A 25,755-nucleotide genomic window follows, 5' to 3' on the forward strand; every position below is an offset into this window, starting at 1 on the left:
CCGGTCCCGGTCGGCTCCGTCGATCACCGCGGAGCGCGCCGCGGAGAGCGGCTCGTCAGCCCCAGTCGGCGACGAGCTGGTTGGCGGTGCGCAGCACGCTCGGCGAGACGAGCGCGGCAGGATCGAGCCCGTCCCCGCTCACCCGGAACGTCACCGACTCCCCCGGCAGCAGCGTGACCAGCTGGTCGTCGACGACCGCGGCCGGGTCGACCTTGTCGACGAGCAGCGTCAGGTCGCGCACGAGGTTCTCCGCGGTGACGGTCACCTCCGCCCCGCCGTCGACGGCGCGCACGGAGGTCGTCAGCCGCGCCGCCTCGAGCGCCGACTCCCGGTACTCCGCGAAGAACCAGAACGCGCGCTCCCCCGCGAGCTCGGCGACGAGCAGCTCGCCCGCGACGTCGTCCGCGGCACCCACTCCGACCGGCACGGTGACCACCGACCGCGCGTCCAGCGACACCGCCTGCCGCTCCTCCGCGAGCACCGTGCCGTCGAAGCGCACCCGGTGCACGACCACCTCGCCCGCCCACTCCTGAGCACTGTCGTTCACCGCGACGACCGCGAGCCCCTCGCCGCGCGGCTGCACGGTCAGCAGCCGGTCCGCGTAGACGTGCTTGAGCGCGTAGAGCAGCGGCTTCGCCGTCCCGTCGCCGTCGACCGCCGCCCACGAGGTGACGGGCCAGCAGTCGTTCAGCTGCCAGACCACCGAGCCCATGCAGCGCGGGCTCTCGGAGCGCTGGTGCTCGATCGCCAGGGTGACGGCGAGCGCCTGGTTGAGCGACATCGCCCAGTGCCAGTCCTCGGTGTCGTCGGGCAGCGGGAGGTGCGCGACCAGTCCGTCGGTCAGCTTGTCGTTGCCGTCGGTCGCCTTCTGGTGGTGGATCATCCCGGGCGACTCGGGGGTCAGCGGCGAGTCCGAGATCGAGCGCTGGATCGTCGACCAGGAGGCCGGGCCCTGCCAGCCGAACTCCGCGACGAAGCGGGCGTGCACGTCGCGGTAGGCGGGGTAGTCGACCCGGTTCCACAGCTCCCACAGGTGCACGGAGCCGTGGTCGACGTCGTTCGCGAAGATCGCGGTGTCGCCGGACCAGGGACTGCCCGGCGTGTAGGAGCGCTCGGGGTCGAGCTCGGCGACCAGGCGCGGCAGCAGGTCGAGGTAGTAGCCCAGGCCCCAGGTGCGGCCCTGCAGGCGCTTCTCCCAGCCCCACTCCTCGTAGCCCCAGATGTTCTCGTTGTTGCCGTTCCAGAGCGCGAGGCTCGGGTGCGGCATGATCCGCGTCACGTTGTCGCGGACCTCCGCCTCGACCTCGCTCCAGAGCGGCTCCTCCTCGGCGTAGGAGGCGCAGGCGAAGAGGAAGTCCTGCCAGACGAGGATCCCGCGCTCGTCGCAGAGCTCGTAGAAGTCGTCCGACTCGAAGTAGCCGCCGCCCCAGATCCGCAGCAGGTTCATGTTCGCGAACTCGGCCTGGTCCATCCGGCGGGCGAGGCGGGCGCGGTCGACGCGGGTGATGAAGGCGTCGTCGGGGATCCAGTTGGCGCCGCGGATCCAGACCGGCTCGCCGTTGACGACGAAGCGGAACGAGGTGCCCTCCTCGTCGCGGTCCAGCTGCACCTCGATCGTGCGGAAGCCGATCCGCAGCGTCCGGCCGTCGACGACGGCGCCGCCGACGCTCGCCTCGACGTCGAGCAGCGACAGCGGCTGCTCACCGAAGCCGCGCGGCCACCACAGGGCCGCATCCTCCACGGAGAGCTCGAGCACCGCCGAGCGCTCGCCGGCCGGCACGGTGACGGAGGCGGTCACGCCGTCGACGCTCGCCGTCAGCTCCACCTCGTCCTCCGTCGTCCGCTCCAGGTCGACGTGCACGGCGACCCGGCCGGTCGTCCCGTCGACCGTCACGACCGGGCGGACCGCGGCGAGCCGCACCTCGCTCCAGGCGTGCAGCGAGACCGGCTTCCACAGCCCGACCGAGGCCGCGTCGAGGCCCCAGTCCCAGCCGAAGTTGCAGGCCGCCTTCCGCAGCGCGTTGAAGGGGTGCGAGTAGGTGTGCGGGCGGTAGCCGATCTCGAGGCTGGCCCGGTCGGCCTCCGCGACCGGCGAGGCGAAGCGGACGACGAGCGCGTTGTCGCCCTCCACCAGCAGCCCGTCGACAGCGAAGCGGTACGTGCGGTGCTGGTTGCGGGTGCTCGCGACGACGGTCCCGTTCAATGTGATCGTCGCGACCGTGTCCAGGCCCTCGAAGACCAGCTCGTGCCGGTCGTGCCCGTCGGGCGACCAGGCGAAGACCGACGCGTACTCCCAGTCGGTCTCGCCGATCCAGGTGACCTTCTTCTCGTTCTGGTCGAGATACGGGTCGGGGATGAGGCCGGCGGCGAGGAGGTCGGTGTGCACGAGTCCGGGGACGGTCGCCGGGACCGTCGCGCCCGCGATCTCCGCGGGGATCGGGCCGCGGAGCGCGCGCACGCTCCAGCCGTCGTGCAGGGGGCGGAGGATGGCCGAGAGTCGCTCGGTGCTGAGGTGGGTCACTTGGTGGCTCCTGAGGTCAGTCCGTTGTAGATGAAGCGCTGGAGGAAGAGGAAGGCGATGAGCGTCGGGACGATGACGAGGATCGTGCCGGCGGCGATGACCTCCCACTGTGCTCCGAAGGGGCCCATGAAGCGGAAGAGCGAGGTCGAGATGACCCCGAGATCCTGCGAGGGCATGTAGAGGAAGGGGATGTAGAACTCGTTGTAGACCGCGATCCCCTTGATGATCACGACCGTGGCGATCGCCGGCTTCAGCAGCGGCAGCACGATCCGCCAGTAGACGGTGAAGCGGCTGGCGCCGTCGAGCATCGCCGCCTCGTCGAGCGAGACCGGGATCGACTGCATGAACTGCAGGAAGATGTAGATCGCGACGATGTCGGTGCCGGTGAAGAGCAGGATCGCCGACCAGCGGGTGTTGAAGAGGTCGAGGGCGTTGATCACCTGGAAGGTCGCCACCTGGGTCGTCACCGACGGCACGAGGGTCGCCAGGAGGAACAGCCCCGTCACGAGCCGGCGCCCGCGGAAGCGGAAGCGGTCGATCGCGTAGGCGGCCATGGTGCCGATCAGGATCGTGCCCGCCACCGACACCAGCAGGATGATGCCGGTGTTGAGGAACCCGGTCACCATCCCGCCCTGGCTGAAGGCGATCGCGAAGTTCTCGAAGTTGAACCAGTTGCTCGGCGGGACCAGCGGACCGGTGCTGCGGTACTCCGTCGACGTCTTGAAGGCGAGCATGAAGATCGTCACGATCGGCACCAGCGCGAACAGGCAGGCGACGATCAGCGAGGTGTACTTGCCGATCGCACCGAGCATCGAGCCGCGCCGGGGCCGGCGGGAGCCTCGCGGGGCGGGAGTCACGGGCAGGCCGGTGACGGCCTCCGTGCGGGGCTGCGTGGTGGTCATTCCTGGCCCGCCTTCTCGTCGGGGAACACGCGGCGCTGCACCGCGGTGATGATCAGCACGATCGCGAGCAGGACGACGGCCATCGCCGAGGCGAGGCCGACCTTCGAGTAGCGGAACGCGGTGTCGACGGTCTGGATCACGAAGGTCTCCGACCCGTTGGCCCCGCCGGTCATGATGTACGGCATCTCGAACGCCGACAGGGCGCCCGCGATCGCGAGGATGAAGGACAGCCCGAGGATCCGCCGGATGCTCGGCACGATGATGTAGCGGAACTTGTCGAACGACGTCGCGCCGTCGATGTCCGCGGCCTCGTACTGCTCCTCCGGCACCGACTGGATCGCGCCGAGGAACAGCACGAAGTTCAGCCCCATGTAGCGCCAGACCGAGGTCGCCGCGAGCGAGACGTTGACGACCGACGGGTCGCCGAGCCACTGCGGGGTGTCCTGCACGCCGAAGGCGCCGAGCACCGCGTCCAACGTGCCGTCGGGGCGGAAGAAGTAGAGGAACATCAGCCCGATCGCGACCCCGTTGATCAGGTACGGGAAGAAGATGACGCCCTTGAAGAAGTTGCGGAACCGGGTCTGGAAGCTCAGCAGCGTCGCGAAGAACAGCGCGAGCCCGAGCTGCGCGACCGCGCCGGCCAGGTAGAAGAGGCTGACGAAGAAGACCTGGAAGATCTCGGGCCGGGTGAAGATCTCGACGTAGTTCTCCAGGCCGACGAACGTCTTGTCCGGGTCGAGGCCGTCCCAGTCGGTGACGCTGTACCAGAACATGTTCGCGACCGGGATGTAGGTCAGGACGACGAGGAACGCCAGCGGCACGGCGAGGAACAGCCAGGGCGTGCTGCGGCGCCCGGTCAGCCGCTGGCGGCGGCCGGAGGGCCTGTCGCCGCGACGGCCGCCGCCGGCCCGCTTGCTCGCTCCGACCTCGAGGGGCGGAGCGTCGGTGATCGCCATGTCGATCCTTTCGGCATCCCGGGGAATGCGGTCGTGAGGGGGTGGGGAGGGGGGCGACCCGCGAGTGGCGGGTCGCCCCCGAGGGGCGGCTGCTACTCCGCGACGTCCGCGCGGGCCGCGGCCCAGCGCGAGTTGAGGTCGTCGAAGAGCGACTGCTTGTCGCCGTCGCCGGCGCCGCGGGCCGCGTCGATCAGCTTCTGGCGGTAGGAGTTGCCGAAGAGGTCGATCTCGGCCTCGTTGGCGATGTCGTTGATGACGGCCTCCTTGCCGACCGGGTCCGGAGCGAGCTCGAGGTAGGTCACGCCGAGCGCGTCGAAGTCGGCGAGGGTGTCGGGCGCCGGGTCCGAGATCACCGGGCTGATCGCGCCCTGGCTGGCGGCGAAGCCGGAGTCCTCGGTGAACCAGTCGATCCAGGCCCGGGCGGTCGCCTTGTTGTCGGAGTTCTTGTTGATCGCGAGGAACTTGTCCGAGGCGGTCACCGAGGTGAACGCGCCGTCCTGCGCCCACGGCATCGGCCAGAAGCCGATGGTGTCGCGCGGCTTGCCGGCCTTCTCGGCGGCGTCCTGCATCTGCGAGACGGCCCAGGAGCCGAGGACCATCGAGCCGATCTCGCCCTGGGCGAGGAGGTCCTTCGACTCCTCCCAGTTCGTGGTGGTCGGGTCGTCCTCGCTGAGGCCGGCGGCGACCGTGTCGTAGAGCAGACCGTCGATGTTGTACTGGTCGTTGCCCTCGGTCCAGGGCGCGTCGTCGGCGATCATCTCGGTGCGGACGTCCTCGCCCTGCACCGTGCCGAGGTTGCCCTCGATGGTCGCGAGCGGCCAGCCGTCCTTGTAGTTCGTGTAATAGGGAGTGACGCCGGTCGCCTTGATCGCCTCGAGGTCGGCCAGGTACTCCTCCTCCGTCTGCGGCGGGTCGGTGACACCGGCCGCGGTCCAGACGTCGCGGTTGAAGACGTAGCCCATCGCGGAGCCGAAGGTCGAGATGCCGTAGGCGGTGCCGTCGAACGAGCCCTCGTTGGTGAAGCGGTACTTCTCGGACAGCTCGTCGGTCGAGCCGAGCGGCTCGAAGTAGTCCGCGTAGTCGTCCTTCGTGACGTTCGAGCTCGGGATGAGCAGCACGTCGCCGTAATCCTTCGAGTTCAGGCGGATCTTGGTGTCGCCCTCGTAGTCGGTGAGCGCCTCGAACTTCACGGTGGTGCCGGGGTACTGCTCCTCGAAGGTGGAGGCGTAGTCGGCGAACGTGGTGTCGACCAGGTCGGTGCGGTTGGTCAGCACGGTGATCTCGCCGGCGGGCTCGCCGGAGTCGTTGCTCGCGCCGGCGGAGCAGCCGGACAGCACGAGCGAGGCCGAGGCGGCGACGGCGGCGAGGCCGATCAGCGTGCTGCGGCGGGCGGGCGTCGGGCGGCGGGTGGTGGGTCGGTGCACTGGGTCTCTCCTCGGTGGGCCGTCGCCGCCTTCGGCGACGGGAGGTGGTGAGTGGTGAAGGGAACGGATGGAGGGTGCGGGGGGTGCTGCGGCTCGCGGCTAGTGGCGGCCGAGCCACCACTGCCAGAGGTTCGGCAGGTACTTCTTCACCAGCGACTCGAGCCACGAGGGCACGGAGGGCGCGGGGGTCGGAGTGGGCGACGGGGTCGCGGTGGGCGGGGTGGTGGGCGTGGCCGTCGGTGTCGGGGTGGGGGTCGCGGTCGGCGTGGCCGTCGGCGTCGCGGTCGGGGTCGCGGTGGGCGAGGCCGTCGGCGTCGCGGTCGGCGTCGGCGTCGCGGTGGGCGGAGCGGTCGGAGTGGGCGTGGGCGTCGGCGTGCTCGGCTCCGCCACGACGGTCTCCACGTCGTCGAGCACCAGCGAGCCCGCGCCCGAGCCGTTCACGTACAGCGCGTACTGCGTGACCGAGGTGAGGTCGAGGTCGGCCTGCGGCGCCCAGGCGGGCGGCGCGAACTCCTCGAACGGGATCTCGATCCGCTGCACGCCGTCGGCGGACGGGGTGACCGTCGCCTCCCAGTACGCGCCGTTCGCGACGAACTGCACCGCGAGCGGCACCGCCCGGTCGGCGTCGACCGTGAGCGACAGGCCGGAGTAGCCCCACCAGTTCTGCGCGGCCGCGAAGGTCCGCACCGTGCCGGCGTAACCGGCCGTGCCGGTGTCGTAGTCGAAGCGAGCGGCGCTCGTGTCGTTCACGGGGCTCGGCACCAGCGTCGGCGTGAGGGACCCGCCGCCGGTGTTCCGGACGTAGGCGGCCTGCAGCGCGGCGTCGTCGGCGTAGCCGTCGAAGTCCTCGATCACGACCGGCTCGGTCGGCAGCGCCGCCGTGCTGAAGGTGCGCGTCGCCGACGCCGTGGCGCCGAGCCCGTTCACCGCGGAGACCTGCCAGTAGTACGTCGTCTCCGGATCGAGCTCCACCGGGGGCCGGTAGCTCGTGGCCGAGAGCCCGGTGGCGGAGACCAGCGGATCCGCGAGGTCGCTCGAGGTGGAGAGGACGAAGCGGTAGTACGCGGCGTCCGCGGCCGGCTCCCAGGAGAAGGTCGGCGTCGCGGTGACGTCCGCCGTGCCGTCCACGGGCGCGCCGAGCGCGGGGGCCGCGGGCAGGCCGAACGGCGCGGCGTTCGGCGAGTACAGGCTGACCGCGCCGATCTGCGGCGTCCAGACCTCGCCCGCGCCCTGCGGCCAGGAGATCCGGAGCCGGTTCACGCCGGTCAGGTCGCGGACCGAGTAGGTGTACTCGCGCCAGTTCCCGGCGCCGCCGCGCGTCTCGACGGCGAGCGGCGTCCAGGTCGCGCCGTCCGCCGATCCCTCGACCGTGAGCGGGACGACCGGCTGGTCGGGCCAGTACCAGGCGGTGATGTCGGCGCCGCTGATGTCGTCGAAGGCGTACTCGAGGCTCGCCGGGTCGGCGCTGTCGCGCTTGACCCGGGAGGCGTCGCCGCCGAAGAGCCCGGGATTGCCGGTGTCGAAGGAGAGGCTGCCGGAGTGGGCCGCCGTCCGGGAGAAGTCGTCCAGCGGATCGACGAGCGCGACCTGCGCGGCGGCGCTCGTGATCATCGCCCGCTGCAGCACGCCGGTGCTCCAGCTCACCCGCACCCGGTCGCCGGAGAGGCCGGTCGCGGCGACGACGCTCGCGCCGTCGCGCTCGGTGGTCGTGGTGGCGGCGTCGGTCCAGGTCCGCCCGTCGCTGCTCGTCGCCACGGTGATCGCGGACGGGTCCGAGACGACGAACTCCGCCGCGCCGATCCCGTCGCGCTGCCAGGTGACGCTCGCGGCGCCGGTCGCCCGGACGACGCCGCCCGCGGGAGTCGGCGCGATCTCCGCGTTCTCGTGGCCGGCGGTCAGCAGCCAGCTCTGCAGCGGGTCCACCAGCACGGCACCGCCGGCGGCGGCGGCGACCGCGTCGGAGGCGGGACCGCGCTGGTCGTCGTCGCCCACCGGGACGACGCGGTAGCGCGCGCCGGCCGGGGAGTCGTAGTCGGTGACGGGCGAGGCCGAGGCCGAGACGGCTCCGTCCGTCACGTCGCTCCACTCGCCGCCGGTCGAGCGCTGCACCAGGTAGCCGGTGGCGCCCGCGGTGCCGCGCCAGGAGACCTCGTTGATCCCGTAGTCCTGCTCGATCGCGGTGATCAGCGGGGCGCCGAGCGCGAGCTCGCCGGGCGTGCTGCCCGTGGCGGTGCCGTACTGCTCGATCGCGTCGACGCTCTCCTTCTCGCGCGGGGTCTCGCCCCGGTAGTGCAGGGTGAAGCCGTCGTCGTGCGGCACGAAGCCGCCGCGGTCGTTGTTGCCGAACAGCGACCAGAAGAAGGTCCCCGAGACGTTCGGGTCGGCCGCGGCCGCGCCAAGCAGGTCCTCGCTCGCGGCCGTCGAGGCGTACTCGCCGGCGATGTAGACCTTGTCCGCGCCGGCGACCGTCGCGGCGTCGGCCGACACACGCTCGGCGGTCGGCGGGTAGTAGTGCACGTCGACGATGTCGAGGTCGGGCGCCGCGAGGGTGTCCGGGTCGATGTCGAAGCGGCGGCCGGCGGCGACGAGCTGCTCGGGCGCCTGCTCCTTGATGTGGGCGACCTGCGCGTCGATCCAGTCGAGGGTCATCCCCTCGAGCTCGTTGCCCAGCTCCCAGGCCATGATCGTCGGGTCGTCGACGAAGCGCGTCCCGGTGATCGTGTTGGTGTGGCCGAGGATCACGTCGACGTAGTCCTGGTACGCGGCGATCGCGGCCGGGTCGGAGTAGAAGTCGTCCGACTCCAGCCCGAGCGGGGTCGTGAAGTCGCGGTGACCGCCGTGGTAGTACGCCCACTCGTCGGTGAGGGGCAGCACCAGGCGGATGCCGAGGGTGCCCGCGTAGGCGACGGCGAAGTCGATGGTGCGGAACGCCTCCTCGTTGTACTCGCCGAGGCGCGGCATCAGGGCCAGCGGGTCCTCGTCGTTCTGCCCGGTCGAGGTCATCATGTGCGAGCGGACGACGGTGACGCCCATCTGCGCGGCGGTGTCGAGGGCGTCCTTGATCCGGAAGTAGGTGGGGTAGTCGACGCCGCCGACGTTCTCGTCGAGGCCGAGCCAGTAGATGTTGGTGCCGCTCGCGCGGAACCGCTCGCCGTCGAGGGTCAGGGCGCTGCCGTCGCGCTGCACGAAGGCGGTGTTCTCGCTCGTCCAGTCGACGGCGGTCGCCGCTGCCGAGGCGGTCGGCGCCGAGGCCGGCGCGAGGACGACCAGCGAGCCGGCCGTGACGGCCAGCAGCGCGGCTCCGGCGAGGGAGCGGCGCAGGGGGACCCGCGAGAACGCGGAGGGGGTGCGGTGGGCACGTGTCATGGGTTAGCCAGGCTCCTTCGACCGGTGACGTGTCTCGGCGCCGCAGCTGATCGGGAGTCGATCACCGCGGCGACGTGCCCAGAGTCGCTGATGCTCCTGCCCCGCGTCAAGTACAAAGATTAATAATTTATGTAAAGATCGGGCATGGCGAAACAGCGTCGACGCGACCGTCCCGGGGGCTCAGGCTCCGCGGGGCCCGGGCTGCGCGGGTGCGCTCGTCGTGCCGCGCGCCACCACCACGACCGGCGGGCTGGCGATCGATCCGCTCGCCGACTCGGCGATCTCGCTCAGCAGCTCCTGGCCGGTCAGCATGCCGATCACCTGCACGTCGTGCGAGACCGCCGAGAGCGGCGGCTCGCTCAGCTGGCACTGCGCGGAGTCGTCCCAGGCCAGCAGCGACATCGCCCCCGGCACGTCGAGCCCGAGCTCCCGCGCCGCGTCGAGCGCGCCGATCGCCATCAGGTCGCTGTCCAGGATCACCGCGGTCGCCCGCTCCGGCTCCTCCGTCAGCGAGCGCAGCGCCCGCCCGCCGGACTCGCGCGAGTAGTCGCCCGAGCGCTCGACCGCCTCGATCCCCCGGTCGGCGCACTCCTTGAGGAAGCACTCGCGCCGGATCCGGGTGTGCAGCAGCTCCTCCGGACCGCCGACGTGCGCGATCCGCTCGTGGCCGAGGTCGGCGAGGAACTGCACGGCGTCGCGCATCGCGTCGTCGTCGTTCGTCCAGACCGCGCGCAGCTCGCGCGCCGCGGAGGGCGGGCCGACGATCACCGCGGGCAGCCCGAGCTCGCGCACCAGCGCCGGCCGCGGGTCGTCCACCTCCAGGTCGACGAGCACGACGCCGTCGACCTCGCCGTCGCGGGCCCAGCGCCGGTAGGTCTCGATCTCCGCGTCGCGGTCGGGCAGCACGTTCAGCAGCACCGAGTGCCCGGCCGGGCGGACCGCGTGCTCCACCCCCGCGATGAACTCGTGGAAGTACGGCTCGGCGCCCATGATCTCGGTGGCGCGGACGAGGGCGAGCCCGAGGGGCCGCGGCGGTCTCGGATCGGTCATGGCGGCTCTCTCTCGGACGGGCGGTACCAGCGTAGGCGCGGGCGCGGGCCGCGGCGCCCGGTCCCGTACGCTGGCGGTCGAGCGGTGAGGAGCAGGCATGGCGCGTCGTGAGGCGACCCCCGCGGCCCCGGGCAGCCGCGCCCTCGTCGTCGACCTGATCCGCTCCTCCGGACCGATCAGCCGCGTCGAGCTCACCTCGGCGACCGGCCTGACCCAGCCGTCGATCTCGCTGATCGTGCGCAAGCTGCTGACCGACGGCATCGTCCGCGAGACCGGATCCACGGCCAGCGGCGGCAAGCCGCGGCAGATGCTCGAGATCAACACCCGGGCGCGGATCGGCGTCGGTGTCCAGCTCGGCTTCGAATCGATCACCTTCGTGGCGACCGACGCCGGCGGCGGAGTGCTCGCGCGCCAGCAGATCCGCGGGGCGGCGCTCGCGGCCCCGGAGGAGGTCACGCGGCGGATCGTCGACGGCTACGCCGCGTTCGTCCGCGGCACCGGCCTCGACCGCCGCACCATCGCCGGCGTCGCGGTCGTCGCGCCCGGGCCGATCGACCAGGCCGCCGGCCGGATCCTCGGCCCGCCCACCCTGCAGGGCTGGCGCGACTTCCCCCTGCGCGAGGAGCTCGGTGCCGGCTTCGGCATCCCGATCCTGCTCGACAACGACGCGGCGGCCGCCGCCATCGGCGAGTTCTGGAGCCGCGGCGTCTCGCGGCACGAGACCTTCGGCAGCATCTACGTCGGCACCGGGATCGGCGCCGGCATCGTGCTCGACGGCGCGCTCTTCCGCGGAGCCAGCTCCAACGCCGCCGAGATCGGCCACATCACCATCGCCCCGGGCGGCCGCGAGTGCTTCTGCGGCAACATCGGCTGCCTCGAGCGCTACGCCGCGCCTTCCGTCGTCGTCGAGGACGCGAGCGTCGACCGGGCCGCCTTCGCCGACCTCGACCTCACCTTCGAGGTGGAGCAGAACGCCCGCGACTTCGACGTGCTGAGCCTCGCCGCGATCAACGGCCACCCCGCCGCGGAGGCGCTGCTGCAGCGATCCGCCGGGCACCTCGCCGACGGCGCCGTCACCCTCGCCAACCTGTTCGACCTCGACGCGCTCGTCCTCACCGGCCCCGGAGTCGCGATCGCCGGCTCGATCTATACGCGGGCGCTGCGCTCCCGGCTCGAGGGCCGCCGGTTCGCCCGCCGCGCGCACCCGATCAGCGTCGAGCTGTCGGCGAATCCGCGCGACGCCGCGGCGATCGGCGCCTCCTCCCTCGTGCTGCAGAGCACGCTCTCGCCCGGCCACGGGCCCGTGCTGCACCAGCCCGCATGACCGAGGTCGTGACTCCGGGGGGCATCGTGCGCGGCCGGGTGCTGGAGACGCCGGACGGCGCGGTGCACGCCTTCCTCGGCGTGCCGTACCTGCGGGTGGCCGAGCGCTTCCGGCCCGGCGCGGCGGTGGAGCCGTGGACGGGGGTGCGCCCGGCGATCTCGCGCGGGCCTGTCGCGCCGCAGCCGTTCGCCGACGCGCCCGTCTCCGAGCGGGACTCCCTGCACCTGAACATCTGGACGCCCGATCCCGCCGCCCGCGACCTGCCCGTGCTCGTCTGGGTGCACGGCGGCCTGCACCTCGTCGGATCGAACGCGGAGCCGCTCTCCGACGGCGCGCGCCTCGCCGCCGCGGGCCGCAGGGTCGTCGTCTCCGTCAACCACCGCCTCGGCGCCCTCGGCTTCCTGACGCTCGAGCACCTGCTCGGCGCGGAGTACGCCGACTCCGCGAACCTCGCCTTGCTGGACGTCATCGCCGCGCTCCGCTGGCTGCGCTCGGGCATCGCCGCGTTCGGCGGGGACGCGTCGCGGGTGACCCTCGCCGGGCAGTCCGCGGGAGCGGTGCTCGTCTCGGCGCTGCTCGCCGCGCCCGCTGCCGCCGGGCTCTTCCAGCGGGCCGTGCTGCAGAGCGGCAACCCGGAGCGGATCGGCACGCGGGCCTTCGGCGAGGGCGTCACCGCTGAGCTGCTCGCGCTCCTGGGCCTGGCGGACGACCCGTCGCGGCTGCTCGCGCTGCCGTGGGAGGACGTGGTCGCCGCCCAGCAGCGGCTGATCGAGCGCCGCTCGGCCGGCCACCCGAACCCGGCGCCCGCCTTCCGGCCGAGCCTCGACGGCCGCGTGCTGCCCGCGGCGCCGGTGGACGCGGTCGCCGCCGGGGCGTCCTCGACGGTGGATCTGATCGTCGGCACGAACGTGAACGAGGGCTCCGGCTTCGTCGATCCCGGCGGCCCGGACCCGTCCCCGGAGCTCCTCGAGCGCGAGCTGACGCTGCTCCTGCCGCACTGGCCCGCGTCGCGCGGCAGCCGGACGGAGGCGTTCGCCGCAGCCCTCCGCGCCGACCTCGGCCGCGAGGTGTCCGGTGCCGAGCTCCTCGAGGCCTGCCTCACCGAGACGATCTACCGGCAGCCCAGCCAGCGCCTCCTCGACGCCCGCGCCGGCGCCACCGGCTCGACCCGCGCCTACCTCTTCACCTGGGAGCAGCCCGCCTCCGCCGGACCGCGCCGCGCCGGCCACTCCCTCGAGCTGCCGTTCCTCTTCCGCCACCTCGACGACTCGGACGTCGCCCGCACCGAGGTCGGCGACACCGCCCCCACGTCCCTCCGCGACACCCTCACCCGCCACTGGTCCGCCTTCGCCGCCACCGGCGCCCCGGGCCCCGACTGGCCCGAGTACGGCGCCACCCGCGCGACCCTCCTCCTCGCGGAGCCGCCCCGCGTCACCCACGCCCCCCGCGACGCCGTCCGCCGCCTGGCCGCGTCGTCCTGTCCGCCGACCCCCTGACCTCGCCCGCCGGACCCCCTCCCTCTCCGAAAGTTGTCGTACCCGAGCACCCACTACGACAACTTCTGCGCACCCGAGGCGTCCGCCTGCCGCTACTCCACTGTGTCGATCACGTCGATCCGCCAGCGGCCGTCGAAGACCAGGCCGATCCGCACGCGGTGGATCAGGTCCTTCTCCTCGGTGCTGCGGAACGTCTCCTTGCCGTTGGCGAGGACGCGGATGCCCGTCGTGTCCAGGAGCGCCCCGACGACGGCGTCGGAGCTCGAGTACGACAGCAGCTCGACCTCGGAGACGACCATGCTCCCGACCTGCCTCACCTTGCCCCGCGAGTACCAGCGAGCATCCGAGTCGAGGCCCGGAAGCCCCTTCTCGGTCACCGCCTCCACCAGCTCCTCCGGAATGCTCGGCGTGTAGCCCCGCTGGGCCCATTCGTCGTAGGCGTTCACGAAGGCCCACACGGCCTCGACCGGTCCGACATCCTCGACACACACAGCTCCGTCCCTCCTCTTCTCCTCCTCGACGAGGAGACGTGACGAGGGTGCCGGAATCGCCGCACGAGCTGCCGACCCAGGCGCGGAATCCTCGCCGAGGGCTCCGAGCAGAGATCACCTCGTGAGCGGGGAACTCCATGCTGACCAGGAAAGGCCACCTCGTCAGTGCGGGGAACTCCATGCTGATCGAGTAGCCCGCACAGCGGGCGTATCGAGATCCACCACCGTCAGAAGGACGAGTCTGCAGACCCGCCCTTCTGGTGACGGTGGGTCTCGATACGCCGCTGCGCGGCTACTCGACCAGCATGAGGCGGGCGGCTGACGGAAGGGCGACGTAGCCTCCGGCTGCTCCCCCTCTCATGTTGATCGAGTAGCCCTCGCAGAGGGCGTATCGAGATCCACCCGCGCCAGAAGAGGAGTCCGAGATCGCCGCCGACGCCCTCGCGACCACGCGCAGCCCGCTCACCGACCGCGAGCTCGACGTCCTGAGCGCCGGCTCCCGCGGCGAGACCACCGGCGAGATCGGCAGGGCGCTGCACCTCTCCGCGGGCACCGTGCGCAACCACGTCTCGTCGATCCTGCGCAAGCTCGACGTCGACACCCGCCAGCGCGCCGTCATCGAGGCCCGCGAGAACGGCTGGATCTGACGCCTGAGCCCGGCACTACCCCGTCCGATCTGCAGGCGATCCGCCCCTCCCGCCTCCCGCCCTCGCGCCGGTGAGCGGCTTCCGCGCCGAATCACCTGCACAACGCGCGGGCACCTGCACGACGGAGGAGCACCTGCACACCGGCCCGGCACCCTTCCGGAGGGGTTCTGTCCGATGTGCAGGCGATCACACCGGCACGAGACGCACGGGCGCGGCGGAAACCGCGTTCCCGCGCGGATCGCCTGCAGATCGAACCGGCACCGCCGGGCTCAGAGCGCGATGACCACGCTCTTCAGCTCGCAGAACGAGCGCAGCGCCTCCTCGCCCAGGTCGCGCCCCATCCCGGACTCCCCCACGCCGCCGAACGACAGCGCCGGGTCGAACAGGTTGTACGTGTTGACCCACACCGTCCCCGCGCGCAGTCGCCGCCCCATCCGGTGCGCCCGCGCCAGGTCGTTCGTCCACACGCCGGCGGCGAGGCCGTAGGTCTGGTCGTTGGCGAGGGACACCGCCTCGTCCTCGTCCTCGAACGGGATGATGCCGACGACCGGTCCGAAGATCTCCTCGCGCGCGATGGTCATCGTGTTCGTGACGCCCGTGAACAGCGTCGGCTCGACGTAGTAGCCCGGCCGGTCCGGCACGCCGCCGCCCACCGCGACGACCGCGCCCTCCGCCTCGCCCTGCGCGATGTAGCCGAGCACCTGCTGCCGCTGCTCCTCCGACACGAGCGGCCCGACGGTCACGCCGCCGGCCAGCCCGTCGCCGAGCGCGACCCTCCGCACCGCCGCGGTCAGCCGCTCCGTCGTCTCCTCGAGGATCGAGCGCTGCACCAGCAGCCGGCTGCCCGCCGTGCACATCTGGCCGGAGTGGCCGAACGACGCCCGCATCGCGGTCAGCACGACGGCGTCCAGGTCCGCGTCCTCGAACACGATGTTCGGGCTCTTGCCGCCCAGTTCCAGAGTCAAGCGGGTGAAGTCCTCGCTCGCGGCGCGCATCACCTTGCGGCCGACCTCGGTGCTGCCGGTGAAGGAGACCTTGCTGACCAGCGGGTGCTCGGTGAGCGCCGCGCCGACCCGGCCGTCGCCGGTCAGCACGTTGACGACTCCCGCGGGGACGCCCGCCTCCTCGCAGAGGGCCGCGAGGCGCAGCATCGTCAGCGGAGTCTGCTCCGCCGGCTTCACGACCACGGTGCAGCCCGCGGCGAGCGCCGGCGCCAGCTTGAAGCTCGCCGTCATGATCGGGAAGTTCCACGGCAGGATCAGCGCCGCGACTCCGACCGGCTCGAGCGTCGTGTAGACGTGGTGCTGCGCGTCGACGGGCACGACGGTGCCGGTCAGCCGCGAGGGGGCGCCGGCGTAGTAGCGGAAGACGCGGGCCGAGGTCGCGGTGTCGGCGCGCGAGCGCTCGATCGGCTTGCCGTTGTCGCGGGTCTCGAGCACCGCGAGCTCCTCGAGGCGCTCCTCGATCAGGTCGGCGATGCGGTTCAGGATGCGGCTGCGGTCGTGCGGGCTCATCCCGCTCCAGCGCGCGTCGTCGTGCGCGCGGCGGGCGGCGGTGACGGCCGCCTCGATCTCGGCGGGGCCGGCCTGCGGGACGCGGGTGAGCAGCTCCTCCGTGGCGGGATCGACGACGTCGAGCAGCTCCGCGCCCTCGGGAGCGAGCCACGCGCCGTCGACGAGGTAGGGCTCGATCGGCGCGAGCGGGGCGAGGGTGTCTCTCATGGGGTCTGCGTCTCTCTCATCGGGGGCCGGGGTCGGGGCCGGAGTCGTCGGGGCCGAGGGGGCGGGGCGGTCGGTCAGGGCCGGTCGGTCACGGCCGGTCGAGCAGCCGGGCGGGCTCCTCGACGCTCATCCGCCGCAGCACGTCGTCCTCGACGCCGAGCGCGCGGAGCCCCGGCAGGACGCGCGCGCCGAGGTGGTCGAAGCCGTGCCCGCCGAAGCGGCGCAGCTGGCCCTTCGTCCAGGTGCTGTGGCCGAGCACCCAGCGGATGCCGGGGTCGGTGCCGAGCAGCTCCAGCAGCGCGTCCAGGCGCTGCGGGTCGCTCGCGTTGCGGATCCGGCCGACGTGCGCGCCCTCGTTGCCGAAGCAGAGCTCCAGCACGGCGCCCGCCGCACCGAGGTCGCGGAGGTAGGGCAGGTCGAGGAACTCGTCGACCGTGCTGAACACGACGCGGGAGGGATCCACTCCCTCGGCGACGACGTGCGCGAGCACCTCGAGCCCGTTGCGGGCGTCCGCGGCGAGCCGCACGGTGATCGCCGAGCCGGTCGCGGCGGCCGCGCGGGCCGCGGCGGTGAGGCTGATCCGCTCCTGCTCGCCCTCGGGAGTCGCGAAGGCGCCGGTCGTGCCCATCAGGCCGAGCAGTCCGGCGCGGTAGGTCGTGCCGGGGATCGCCTCCGTCAGCGCCCGGGTGAAGAGTTCGGTGCGTCCGTCGAGGTCGAGCGCGAGGTACCACTCGGGCAGCAGGCGCGGGAGGTAGGCGCCGTAGCCGGCGACGATCGCGACGCCCGCCTGGCCGGACAGGGCGGGCAGGCGCGCATGGTCGGGTCCGAAGCCGAGCGAGCTGAGGTCGACGGCCGCAGTGAGACCGGCCGACGCTCCCATGCGGAGTTCGTCGGCGAGCAGCTCGACGTCGTCGAGGCGGAGGTTGTCGGCCAGCGCGAGCTGGCTCCAGCGCAGGGCGGCCGCGAGCTCGGCGGTGACCGGGGCGTCGGGATCGAGAGCCTCGACGCCGGGCCGCTGCAGCGCGCTCGCGTCGGTCAGCAGATGCTCGTGCATCGACACGACGCCGAGCTCCGCCGCCTCGATCGGGCCGAGGACCGTCTGGATGGCCATGCGCCGCCTCTCGCGCGACACGCTGCCGCTGGATCCAATATAGAGCCGGATGGATCCAGAAGCGACGTGTCGGTACTCTCCCAGCCTCGCGATCGCGCTACCTGAGTAGAATCGCAGACAGCAAGGGGAGTACTCCCGACTGCGGTGAGCCCGTCATGACGGATGCGAAGGAGCGTCCCGGGCCATCGGCTCCGCCACCACCTCCGAGAGGTCGCGGCCGGAGCGGAGGAGACCTTGGTCCCTCATCGACCGACCCTCTTGGAGCACCCCCGTGCAGATCACACCCGTCATCTGGCTGATCACCATCGCCGTGACGATCGCCTTCTTCGTCTACGAGTTCTTCGCGCACGTGCGGAAGCCGCACGAGCCGACCATCGGCGAGTCCGCCCGCTGGTCGGCCTTCTACATCGGCCTCGCGCTGCTGTTCGGCGTCGGGATCGGCTTCGTCGCCGACTGGCGCTACGGCGGCGAGTACTTCGCCGGCTATCTCACCGAGAAGGCGCTGTCGCTCGACAACCTCTTCCTCTTCCTCATCATCATGACCGGGTTCGCGGTGCCGAAGATCTACCAGCAGAAGGTGCTGATGATCGGCATCGTCATCGCGCTGATCATGCGCGGCGGCTTCATCGCGGTCGGCGCGGCCCTGATCGAGAACTTCTCCTGGGTGTTCTACCTCTTCGGCGCCCTGCTCTTCGTGCTGGCCTACCAGCAGATCAAGGGCGACCACGGCGACCCCTCGAACAACGCCTTCATGCGCCTGGTGCGCCGCGTCCTCCCCGTCACCGACGAGTACCACGGCGACAAGCTGACGGTGAAGAAGGACGGCCGCCGCTTCGTCACCCCGATGCTGCTGACCATCGTCGCCATCGGCTTCATCGACCTCGTCTTCGCGCTCGACTCGATCCCCGCCATCTACGGCCTGACCAACGAGGCCTACATCGTCTTCACCGCGAACGCCTTCGCGCTGATGGGCCTGCGCCAGCTGTTCTTCCTGATCGGCGGACTGCTCGAGCGCCTCGTCTACCTCAGCCAGGGCCTTGCCGTCATCCTCGGCTTCATCGCCGTGAAGCTCGTCTTCCACGCCCTGCACGTCAACGAGTTCCCCTTCATCAACGGCGGCGAGCCGCTGCTCTGGGTCCCCGAGATCCCGATCTGGTTCTCGCTCACCTTCATCGGCTCGACGATCGCCGTCGCCACGATCGCCAGCCTCCTGAAGACCCGCGGCGACCGCTCCAAGTCCGACCGCGCCACCGTCCAGGACGCCCCCCTGGAGACCCCGGCCGACGTCCCCTCCCGCCGCGAGCACTGACCCCCTCCGCGAGATGCCACTTGTGCACCCGACACGCCGTCAAAGGCGTGCACAAGTGGCATCTCGCAGCAGCGCGCCGCGCCGATCGAGCAGCGCCCCCTCTTTGCTGATCGAGTAGCCCGCGCAGCGGGCGTATCGAGATCCCCCACCTTCAGCAGACAGGTCTGCAGACCCGCCCTCCCGGGGACGCCGGGTCTCGATACGCCCCTCCGGGGCTACTCGACCAGCATGAATCGCGAACTCCCGGGGCTTGCACGCTCGCGCGTTCGAGGACGCTCCCTCCGGCGGCGAGATGCCACTTGTGCCCGCGACACGCCGTGAAAGGCGTGCACAAGTGGCATCTCGCGAGAGGCGCGTCAGAGGGTGGGCGTCCAGATGCGCATCGTGGAGGGGCCGCGGTTCGCCCAGCGGTAGTAGGGGTGGAACTCCGCGGTGAAGCGCTCGCCGAGCTCCGCCGGCACGGAGTAGGGCCACGCGGACGCCGGGGCGTCGCGGCACACGAGCGCCACCCGGGCGCCGTCGCCGACAGCGACCGGCGAGACCTCGGCGTCCACCGCCACGTGCTCCGTGTCGAGGCCGTCCGGCAGCTCGAGCGACTCCAGCGCCAGCACGAACGGCCCGCGCTCCACCGCGACCTGCCCGCGCACCGCGTCGATCCGCGGGTGCGGCGTCACGAAGCGCGCCGGCATCGGCAGCGACAGCCGCACCACGTCGCCGGCCGCGAACGCCCGCCGCACCGTCACCGTCGACAGCCCCGCGTCCACCGCCTGCCCGTCCAGCAGCGCCGTCCCGCGCGCGAACGGCGGGATCCGCAGCGTCAGCGCGAACTCCGCGTCCGCGAGGACCCGCACCGCGATCTCGCCGTCCTCCGGATACGCGGTCTCCACCTCGAGCGACACGTCGCCCGTCGTCACCCGGTACGCCCCGTACTGGTGCAGCTGCACCCCGTCGTCCGTCGCGGTCGCGAAGCTCAGCTCGACGCTCGCGAGGGTCCGCGCCGTGTTCGTCGGACAGCAGGACACCCAGAACCACGGCGCCCGCAGGCTCGACTGCGCCCGGTCGGTCTCGACGCTCTCGTCCGGCGCCACCCCGTCCACCCGCTGCTGCAGCGTGTTCGTGTAGAAGAAGGCGCGCCCGTCCTCGCGAGTCGCGGGCAGCACGGCGTTCAGCAGCGTCCGCTCCATCAGATCCGCATAGACCGCGTCGTCCGAGCGCAGCAGCAGCCGCCACGACAGCATGTTCGACGCGATCGCCGCGCAGGTCTCGGCGTAGGCGCGGTCCGGCGGCAGCTCGAAGTCGGCGCCGAACGCCTCGTCCTGGTGGTGCGAGCCCATCCCGCCGGTCAGATAGGTCCGGCGCGCGACCGTCGCCGCCCACTGCCTCCCCACCGCGGCCTCGAGCTCCGCGTCGCCCGTCTCCACGGCGACGTCGAGCGCCCCCGCGGAGAGGTACAGCGCCCGCACCGCGTGCCCGCGCAGCACCTCGGCCGAGCGCACCGGCACGTCGTCCTGGAAGTACTCCGGCCCGAAGGCGATCGGACCGAGCGTCCCAGTGCCCCGCCGCTCGACGAACAGCCGCGCCTGCTCCAGGTACCGACCGTCGCCGGTGGCCCGCGCCAGCTCGGCGAGCGCCGGCTCGATCTCGGGATGCCCGCAGACCGCGACGCGCCCCTCCGCCCCGAACACCTCGATCACGTGATCGGCGAGACGCCGCGCGACGGCCGGCAGCAGGTCGTCGTACCCGGTGCGCAGCCGCGCCACGGCGGCCTGGATCAGGTGGCCGAAGCAGTACAGCTCGTGGCCCCACTCCAGATCGGAGTAGCGCGCGCGCTGCCCCGGCCGGCCGAAGCTCGTGTGCAGGTAGCCGTCCTCGTCCTGGGCCCCCGCGACCCGCAGCACCAGCGCCTCGTACTGCGCAGCGAGCGCCGGATCGTCGGAGCGGCCCAGCTCCCACGCCATCGCCTCGAGCAGCTTGTAGACCTCCGAGTCGACGAACTCGATGCCCGCGTGGAGGTCGCCGCCGGCCGCCGAGGAGATCGCGCCGTTCGCCGCGCGGTCGAAGTTGCCGGCCCAGCCGACCCGCTCGATCCAGCTCAGGCAGTGGCCGATCACGGCGTCCGCGCCGAGCCGCTGGTAGTGCTGCCAGAAGCCGCCGGTCAGCCGGATCTCGTCCTGGCGCAGCGGCCGGAGCGCGCCCGCAGTCGGGGCGACGGGGCCGCCGAGGGCGACGGTGGTGGTCAGGGTCACGAGGATCTCCTAGGAGGAAGAGGGTCAGTCCTTGACGGCACCGGCGGTGACACCCGCCGAGACGTACCGCTGGGCGACGACGAGGAGGAGGGCGGCCGGGAGCGAGGCGACCACGGCGGTCGCCATGATCGAGTTCCACTCCTGGTTGTTGTTGCCGATGTACTTGTAGATGCCGAGCGTGATCGGCTGGAGCTTCCCGCCGCTGTCGAGGGTCGACGCGAAGATGAAGTCCGACCAGGCCCAGAGGAACGCGAAGAGCGACACCGTGACGACGGAGTTGCGGCTGATCGGCATGATCACCGAGGTGAAGGTGCGCCAGGCGCTCGCGCCGTCCATCCGCGCGGCCTGGGTCAGCTCGTCGGGGATGCCGGACATGAACGCGGTGAAGATCAGCACGCCGAACGGCACCGCGATGGTCGAGTCGGCCACGATCAGCCCGGGGATCGAGTTCAGCAGCCCGAGGTTGAGGTAGATGGCGTAGAAGCCCATCGCCATGATGATCGCCGGGATCATCTGCGCGATCAGGAGGACGAAGGAGAGCCCCTGCCCGCCGCGCGGCCGCAGCTTCGCGAGCGAGTACGCGGCCGGAGCGGCGATCGCCACGGTCAGCAGCACCGTGCCGAGCCCGACGATCAGGCTGGTGCCGAGGTACGGCAGCTGCTCGCTCAGCACGGCCTGGTAGCCCGAGAAGGTGGGCGCGAACGGGAACCAGTCCGGCGGATCCTTCCGCATCGATCCGGTCTGCGTCAGTGAGACGTTGATCATCCAGTAGACCGGGAACAGCATGATCGCGGTGAGCAGCACGCCCACGAGGGTGAGCCACCAGGGGCGCCGGGCGCTCATGCGTCGGCCTGCTTCCGCTGGACGCGGATGTAGATCAGGCCGAAGACCAGGGCGAGGATGATCAGGAGGTTGCCGACCGCCGCCGCGGGGCCGAAGTCGGGCAGCATCGAGCCGAAGCCGAGCTGGTAGGTCCAGGTCGCCAGGGTCGTCGACGAGTCCGCCGGACCGCCCTTGGTCATGATCCAGATGATGTCGAACACCTTCAGCGTGTAGACGAGGCCGAGCAGGATCGTGATCGCCGACACCGGGCGCAGCAGCGGCAGCGTGATCCGCCAGAACTGCTGGGCGCCGGTCGCGCCGTCGAGCGAGGCCGCCTCGTAGAGGTCCTGCGGGATGTTCTGCAGCCCGGAGTAGAGGATCACCAGGTTGAACGGGATGCCGATCCAGATGTTGGCGATCAGCACCGCGATCAGCGAGGTCGACGGCGAGGTCAGCCAGTTGATCTGCCCGATCCCGAACGACTCGAGGAACGCGTTGACGATCCCGGAGTCGCTGTTCAGCATCCACGACCAGGTCGACGCCGAGACGATCAGCGGCAGCAGCCACGGCACGAGGAACAGCGCCCGGAGCGTGCTCGCGAGCGGGAAGCGCCGGTAGAAGAAGACCGCGAGCGCCAGCCCCAGCGTGAACTGGAAGATCAGCGAGACTCCCGTGAACACCGCGGTGTGCAGCAGCGCGGGGCCGAAGGTCGGGTCGCGGAAGACCTGCACGTAGTTGTCGAACCAGACGAACGGGGCGTTGCCCTGGACGAAGGAGCGGACCGTGTAGTCCTTCAGGCTCAGCTCGAGGTTGCGGTAGAGCGGGAAGGCGTAGAACACGAGCAGGTAGACGACGAGCGGGGCGAGGAACGCCCACGCCGCGAGCTGCCCGCCCGGCCGCCGCCGCCTGGGCGCCGGGGCCGCGACGGCCGCGACCCCGGGCTCGGCCTCGCGGCGCAGCAGCCGCCCCGTCTCAGTGGCCGTCGTCATCGTTCCTCCCGAATGCTGGTCGAGCAGCCCCGCAGCGCGCCCCGCATGCTGGTCGAGTAGCCCCGCAGGGGCGTATCGAGACCCACCACCGCAAGAACCTCCGGCCCGCAGACCACCCCTCCGACGCCGGCAGATCCCGAGACGCCCGCAGAGCGGACTGCTCGATCGGCAAGGGGCTCCACACCGCTCATCACTGCGTCGCGGACTCGGCCGCCGACTGCGCCGCCTTCAGCGCGTCGGCCGGCGACTGCGAGCCGCTCAGCGCGGTCTGCACCGCGGACCAGAGCTGCTCGGAGATCTTCGGGTACTTCGTCCCGAGGTCGTCCGAGGTGCGGCCCTTCGCGGCCTGGACGGCCTCGACCCAGGGCTCGAGGTCGGCGTTCCCGGCGACCTGCGCCTCCTGCGCGGCGGCCGTCGGGGCGATGTACGACAGCGTGTCATCGGTCGTCACCAGGTTGTCCGTCGAGGTGAGGCACTCGGCGATCGCGGTCGACGTCTCGTAGCGCGCCTCGTCCTTCTGCACGGGCAGGGTGAGGAACTCGCCGCCGGTCGGCGCGGGGGCCGAGCCGCCGTCCTTCGCGGGGATGGTGAGGATGCCGTAGTCGATGCCGGAGGCCTTGGCGTTCGCGAGCTGCCAGGTGCCGTTCTCGCCGAAGGCGTACTCGCCGGTCTCGAACTCCTGCCAGCTGGTGGTCTGGGTGTTGCCGATCACGGAGTTGGGCGCGTAGCCCTTCTCCAGCCAGTCGGTCCAGAGCGAGACCGCGTCCACGGCGGCGTCCGAGTCGAGCTCGGTCAGCTCGGCGCCGGAGCCCCAGAACCAGGGCAGGAACTGGAAGGTGCCCTCCTCGGTGCCGATGCCCGAGAACGTGATGCCCTTGCCGCCCGAGGCGGTGACCTTCTCGAGCGCGGCGGTGAGGCTCGCCCAGTCGGTGATCGAGGAGACGTCGACGCCGGCCGTGGCCAGCACGGTCTTGTTGTAGTACAGCGCCAGCGTGTTCGCGCCGATCGGGACGCCGAAGGTGTCGCCGCCGACCTCGCCCGCGGCCAGGATGTTGGCGTCGATGTCGCCGGTCTCGAGGCCGTTCTCGGCGGTGGTGGTCAGGATGCCCGACTCGGCGAGCGTGGAGACGACCGGGTTGTCGACGAGCAGGATGTCCGGCGAGCTGCCCTGCTGCCCGGCGAGGAGCGCCTTGTTGGTCAGGTCGGTGGTGTCGTAGCCGGTCCGCTCGACGGTGACGCCGGCCTCGGTGCCGCACGAGTCGATGAGCTGCGCCCAGTCGGACGACTCGTCGAACTGGGGGTACGGGTCCCAGAAGGTGTAGGTGCCGCCGGCGGCGGAGGAGTCGCCTCCCGAGCCTCCCGCGCAGCCGGTCAGTGCTGCGGCTGCGGTCCCGAGCAGGACGGCGGCGGCGAGGCCCCGAGTGTGCTTCCTCTTCATCGCGGATGTTCCCTTCGTCGTTGACGGGTGGTGCTGGCCGGTCTCGGCGACCGCCGGACCGAAACTACTTTCTGCGGGTTCAAAGTAGACAGGGCGGGAAGGTCGAGTCAAGAGTTGTCGCGTTTTCGGTGTTTTCGGTTCGCGGGATCCTGTGCGAGGATCGTCCAGGGCGCACCGGCGTCCCGCGGAAGGAGGACGTCATCGCGCCGCGCAAGCCCACGGGCACCATCACGCTGACCGACGTCGCCCGCGAGGCCGGCGTCTCGATCGCCACCGCGTCGAAGGCACTGAACGGCCGCGACCAGGTCCGCGCCGAGACCCGCCAGAAGGTGCTCGACGCCGCCGCCGCGCTCTCCTTCACCCCGAACCCGTTCGCGCAGGCCCTCAACTCGCGCCGCACCGGCACGATCGGGATGCTCACCAACGACCTCGACAACCGCTTCGTGCTGCCCGTGCTGCTGGGCGCCGAGGACGCGTTCGGCGCCGGCTCCACCTCGGTGTTCCTCTGCGACGCCCGCGGCGACTCGATCCGCGAGCAGCACCACATCAAGAACCTGCTGGCCAAGCGCGTCGACGGGATCGTCGTGCTCGGCCGGACGACCAACCCGCGGCCGTCGATCACCGCGACGATCCCCGTCCCGGTCGTCTACGCCTACGCACCCTCCGAGGACGAGCGCGACTCCTCCTTCACGCCCGACAACACGCTCGCCGGCGTGCTCGCGGCCCGCCACCTGATCGAGCGCGGGCGCACGCGCATCGCGCTGATCAACGGGGAGCCCAGCTACACCGCCGCGCACGACCGCGCCCGCGGCGTCGAGCGCGCGCTGACGGAGGCGGGCCTCCCGCTGGTCGGCGGCGACGTGCTCTACGGCCAGTGGTCGGAGAGCTGGGGCCGCCAGTGCGCCGAGTCGCTGCTCGCCGCGCACCCCGATCTCGACGCCATCATCTGCGCGAGCGACCAGATCGCCCGCGGCGCCCTCGACCACCTGCGCGAGAGCGGGCACCCCGTGCCGCGCGACGTCGCCGTCGTCGGCTTCGACAACTGGGACCTCCTCGTCGAGGCCGCCCGCCCCCCGCTCACCAGTATCGACATGCAGCTCGAGGCCCTCGGCCGCGCCGCCGCCGAGGAGCTCTCCCACGCCATCCACGGACGCGCGACGCCCGGCGTCCGCTCCATGCCCGTGCGCCTCGTCCCCCGCGAGTCCTCCGGCTGACGCCAGGGCACTTAGTCGGTCCTCCCATAGCTACACGCCGGTATCGATCAACGCCCAAAGGCACTATCTAGAGTAGTTAGGCCACTCATCTCGACCAGTATGCGAGATAATAGCGCAGTTCGGCTCAAAGCCACTTGTCAAAGGCTTACGCTTTAGAGCACAATGAAACTGCGTGATTGCCGCCGATTGTCAGGTGAGGAAGCGGTCTAATTTCCCTGTATCGAGGTCCACGTGCGGATGTCGTCTTTGAGGATGCTGTCGAGTTCATCTAGTGCTTCTTTAGAATCAACAGCCTCGGTGCGACGCTTGTACCACGGCCGCGCCGATCGTGCCGCAAACCGCCGTCGCACAGAGTTTACGTCTGCAAGCACCGCTGACCGCTGAATCCACAGCTCGCGGTGATGAAAATGCTCGTTCCAAGCTAATAAAACGGCGATAGTCGCAGACGATAGGGTCGTTCCAACCGCAACTCCGCCACTTATCCAATCGGTCGCTAAAACTGCACTGATGCAACCGAGCACTGCTACGAGACCGGTCAAAACAGACGCAGCGATCGTGACGGCGGACGATCTCCTTTTAACGGTCCTCCGGGCCTTCTTGAACTCGGCCTCGTAGCCCGATAGGTAGTGCTCTACAGTTTCCGCCGGAGTCGACCCTGCCGGCGGCGGTCCAACCGAGTCGATACCACTGGGTTCCGATTGGTCGCTCATCTCCGAATACCTTCTTTA

At 71.3% G+C, this 25,755-nt stretch carries 19 protein-coding genes; 5 read left to right on the forward strand and 14 right to left on the reverse strand.

Annotated elements, in window-relative coordinates:
- Positions 1-55: 55 nt before the first annotated feature.
- The 6 genes from MT353_RS14350 to MT353_RS14375 all read right to left on the reverse strand — a co-directional run bounded on the left by MT353_RS14350 (position 56) and on the right by MT353_RS14375 (position 10,219).
- Complete coding sequence (locus MT353_RS14350) at positions 56-2,521, reverse strand: glycoside hydrolase family 2 protein (RefSeq protein ID WP_243624928.1); 2,466 nt, start codon at positions 2,519-2,521, stop codon at positions 56-58.
- Positions 2,518-3,423: a carbohydrate ABC transporter permease gene (locus MT353_RS14355; RefSeq protein ID WP_160086231.1), complete on the reverse strand. Its 906-nt coding sequence runs from the start codon at positions 3,421-3,423 to the stop codon at positions 2,518-2,520. The genes MT353_RS14350 and MT353_RS14355 overlap by 4 nt, the downstream gene beginning before the upstream one ends.
- Positions 3,420-4,379: a carbohydrate ABC transporter permease gene (locus tag MT353_RS14360; protein ID WP_123731482.1), complete on the reverse strand. Its 960-nt coding sequence runs from the start codon at positions 4,377-4,379 to the stop codon at positions 3,420-3,422. Before MT353_RS14360 ends, MT353_RS14355 begins: the two co-directional genes overlap by 4 nt.
- Before the next feature lie 92 nt (positions 4,380-4,471).
- Entirely contained in the window at positions 4,472-5,803 is a 1,332-nt protein-coding gene (locus MT353_RS14365) for an ABC transporter substrate-binding protein (RefSeq protein WP_243624929.1), read from the reverse strand.
- Between the two features lie 99 nt (positions 5,804-5,902).
- A complete protein-coding gene (locus MT353_RS14370) occupies positions 5,903-9,169 on the reverse strand; it encodes a carbohydrate binding domain-containing protein (protein ID WP_243624931.1) in 3,267 nt (1,088 codons plus the stop codon).
- A 180-nt stretch (positions 9,170-9,349) separates the two neighbouring features.
- Entirely contained in the window at positions 9,350-10,219 is an 870-nt protein-coding gene (locus MT353_RS14375; protein WP_243615811.1) for a LacI family DNA-binding transcriptional regulator, read from the reverse strand.
- 97 nt (positions 10,220-10,316) lie between these two features.
- Between MT353_RS14375 and MT353_RS14380 the strand changes: the two genes are divergently transcribed.
- Together MT353_RS14380 and MT353_RS14385 are read left to right on the forward strand one after the other, a co-directional pair.
- On the forward strand, positions 10,317-11,543 hold the full coding sequence (locus MT353_RS14380; protein ID WP_243615812.1) for an ROK family transcriptional regulator: 1,227 nt from the start codon (positions 10,317-10,319) through the stop codon (positions 11,541-11,543).
- Positions 11,540-13,039 carry a carboxylesterase family protein gene (locus MT353_RS14385; RefSeq protein WP_243624932.1) on the forward strand — a complete coding sequence of 500 codons (1,500 nt, stop codon included), beginning with the start codon at positions 11,540-11,542 and terminating at the stop codon, positions 13,037-13,039. The genes MT353_RS14380 and MT353_RS14385 overlap by 4 nt, the downstream gene beginning before the upstream one ends.
- A 92-nt stretch (positions 13,040-13,131) precedes the next feature.
- Here the strand turns inward: MT353_RS14385 and MT353_RS14390 are convergent, their stop codons facing one another.
- Complete coding sequence (locus MT353_RS14390; RefSeq protein ID WP_243624934.1) at positions 13,132-13,530, reverse strand: hypothetical protein; 399 nt, start codon at positions 13,528-13,530, stop codon at positions 13,132-13,134.
- 425 nt (positions 13,531-13,955) lie between these two features.
- On the opposite strand from MT353_RS14390, the gene MT353_RS14395 reads away from it, so the two are divergent.
- The gene (locus MT353_RS14395; RefSeq protein WP_308197531.1) at positions 13,956-14,177 is read left to right on the forward strand and encodes a LuxR C-terminal-related transcriptional regulator; all 222 of its coding nucleotides are present in this window, start codon (positions 13,956-13,958) and stop codon (positions 14,175-14,177) included.
- Between the two features lie 269 nt (positions 14,178-14,446).
- Here the strand turns inward: MT353_RS14395 and MT353_RS14400 are convergent, their stop codons facing one another.
- Together MT353_RS14400 and MT353_RS14405 are read right to left on the reverse strand one after the other, a co-directional pair.
- Complete coding sequence (locus MT353_RS14400) at positions 14,447-15,898, reverse strand: aldehyde dehydrogenase (RefSeq protein WP_243624936.1); 1,452 nt, start codon at positions 15,896-15,898, stop codon at positions 14,447-14,449.
- A gap of 88 nt (positions 15,899-15,986) precedes the next feature.
- Positions 15,987-17,009 (reverse strand): hypothetical protein, encoded by a 1,023-nt coding sequence (locus MT353_RS14405; protein WP_243624937.1) that lies wholly within the window; start codon positions 17,007-17,009, stop codon positions 15,987-15,989.
- A 271-nt stretch (positions 17,010-17,280) separates the two neighbouring features.
- Between MT353_RS14405 and MT353_RS14410 the strand changes: the two genes are divergently transcribed.
- Positions 17,281-18,318: a TerC family protein gene (locus tag MT353_RS14410; RefSeq protein WP_243624939.1), complete on the forward strand. Its 1,038-nt coding sequence runs from the start codon at positions 17,281-17,283 to the stop codon at positions 18,316-18,318.
- Between the two features lie 356 nt (positions 18,319-18,674).
- Here MT353_RS14410 and MT353_RS14415 read toward each other — a convergent pair whose 3' ends face one another.
- From MT353_RS14415 to MT353_RS14430, 4 genes are all read right to left on the reverse strand, one after another.
- The gene (locus MT353_RS14415; protein ID WP_243624940.1) at positions 18,675-20,564 is read right to left on the reverse strand and encodes a beta-L-arabinofuranosidase domain-containing protein; all 1,890 of its coding nucleotides are present in this window, start codon (positions 20,562-20,564) and stop codon (positions 18,675-18,677) included.
- A 24-nt stretch (positions 20,565-20,588) separates the two neighbouring features.
- A complete protein-coding gene (locus tag MT353_RS14420) occupies positions 20,589-21,407 on the reverse strand; it encodes a carbohydrate ABC transporter permease (protein ID WP_159423915.1) in 819 nt (272 codons plus the stop codon).
- Positions 21,404-22,375: a carbohydrate ABC transporter permease gene (locus tag MT353_RS14425; RefSeq protein WP_243624941.1), complete on the reverse strand. Its 972-nt coding sequence runs from the start codon at positions 22,373-22,375 to the stop codon at positions 21,404-21,406. The genes MT353_RS14420 and MT353_RS14425 overlap by 4 nt, the downstream gene beginning before the upstream one ends.
- A gap of 190 nt (positions 22,376-22,565) precedes the next feature.
- Complete coding sequence (locus MT353_RS14430; protein WP_243624942.1) at positions 22,566-23,813, reverse strand: extracellular solute-binding protein; 1,248 nt, start codon at positions 23,811-23,813, stop codon at positions 22,566-22,568.
- Positions 23,814-23,941: 128 nt separating this feature from the next.
- On the opposite strand from MT353_RS14430, the gene MT353_RS14435 reads away from it, so the two are divergent.
- On the forward strand, positions 23,942-25,027 hold the full coding sequence (locus MT353_RS14435; RefSeq protein ID WP_308197347.1) for a LacI family DNA-binding transcriptional regulator: 1,086 nt from the start codon (positions 23,942-23,944) through the stop codon (positions 25,025-25,027).
- 206 nt (positions 25,028-25,233) lie between these two features.
- On the opposite strand, the gene MT353_RS22135 is transcribed toward MT353_RS14435, so the two are convergent.
- On the reverse strand, positions 25,234-25,737 hold the full coding sequence (locus tag MT353_RS22135; protein WP_159423919.1) for an SLATT domain-containing protein: 504 nt from the start codon (positions 25,735-25,737) through the stop codon (positions 25,234-25,236).
- Positions 25,738-25,755 lie beyond the last annotated feature (18 nt).

Source organism: Rathayibacter sp. VKM Ac-2927 (assembly GCF_022815525.1).
GTDB classification, from domain to species: domain Bacteria; phylum Actinomycetota; class Actinomycetes; order Actinomycetales; family Microbacteriaceae; genus Rathayibacter; species Rathayibacter festucae.

Bases quoted from the DNA above. Each gene is read 5' to 3' on its own strand.
- MT353_RS14355 (WP_160086231.1), bottom strand. From the start codon at position 3,423: ATGACCACCACGCAGCCCCGCACGGAGGCCGTCACCGGCCTGCCCGTG.
- MT353_RS14360 (WP_123731482.1), bottom strand. From the start codon at position 4,379: ATGGCGATCACCGACGCTCCGCCCCTCGAGGTCGGAGCGAGCAAGCGG.
- MT353_RS14370 (WP_243624931.1), bottom strand. From the start codon at position 9,169: ATGACACGTGCCCACCGCACCCCCTCCGCGTTCTCGCGGGTCCCCCTG.
- MT353_RS14375 (WP_243615811.1), bottom strand. From the start codon at position 10,219: ATGACCGATCCGAGACCGCCGCGGCCCCTCGGGCTCGCCCTCGTCCGC.
- MT353_RS14380 (WP_243615812.1), top strand. From the start codon at position 10,317: ATGGCGCGTCGTGAGGCGACCCCCGCGGCCCCGGGCAGCCGCGCCCTC.
- MT353_RS14385 (WP_243624932.1), top strand. From the start codon at position 11,540: ATGACCGAGGTCGTGACTCCGGGGGGCATCGTGCGCGGCCGGGTGCTG.
- MT353_RS14400 (WP_243624936.1), bottom strand. From the start codon at position 15,898: ATGAGAGACACCCTCGCCCCGCTCGCGCCGATCGAGCCCTACCTCGTC.
- MT353_RS14405 (WP_243624937.1), bottom strand. From the start codon at position 17,009: ATGGCCATCCAGACGGTCCTCGGCCCGATCGAGGCGGCGGAGCTCGGC.
- MT353_RS14420 (WP_159423915.1), bottom strand. From the start codon at position 21,407: ATGAGCGCCCGGCGCCCCTGGTGGCTCACCCTCGTGGGCGTGCTGCTC.
- MT353_RS14425 (WP_243624941.1), bottom strand. From the start codon at position 22,375: ATGACGACGGCCACTGAGACGGGGCGGCTGCTGCGCCGCGAGGCCGAG.
- MT353_RS14430 (WP_243624942.1), bottom strand. From the start codon at position 23,813: ATGAAGAGGAAGCACACTCGGGGCCTCGCCGCCGCCGTCCTGCTCGGG.
- MT353_RS22135 (WP_159423919.1), bottom strand. From the start codon at position 25,737: ATGAGCGACCAATCGGAACCCAGTGGTATCGACTCGGTTGGACCGCCG.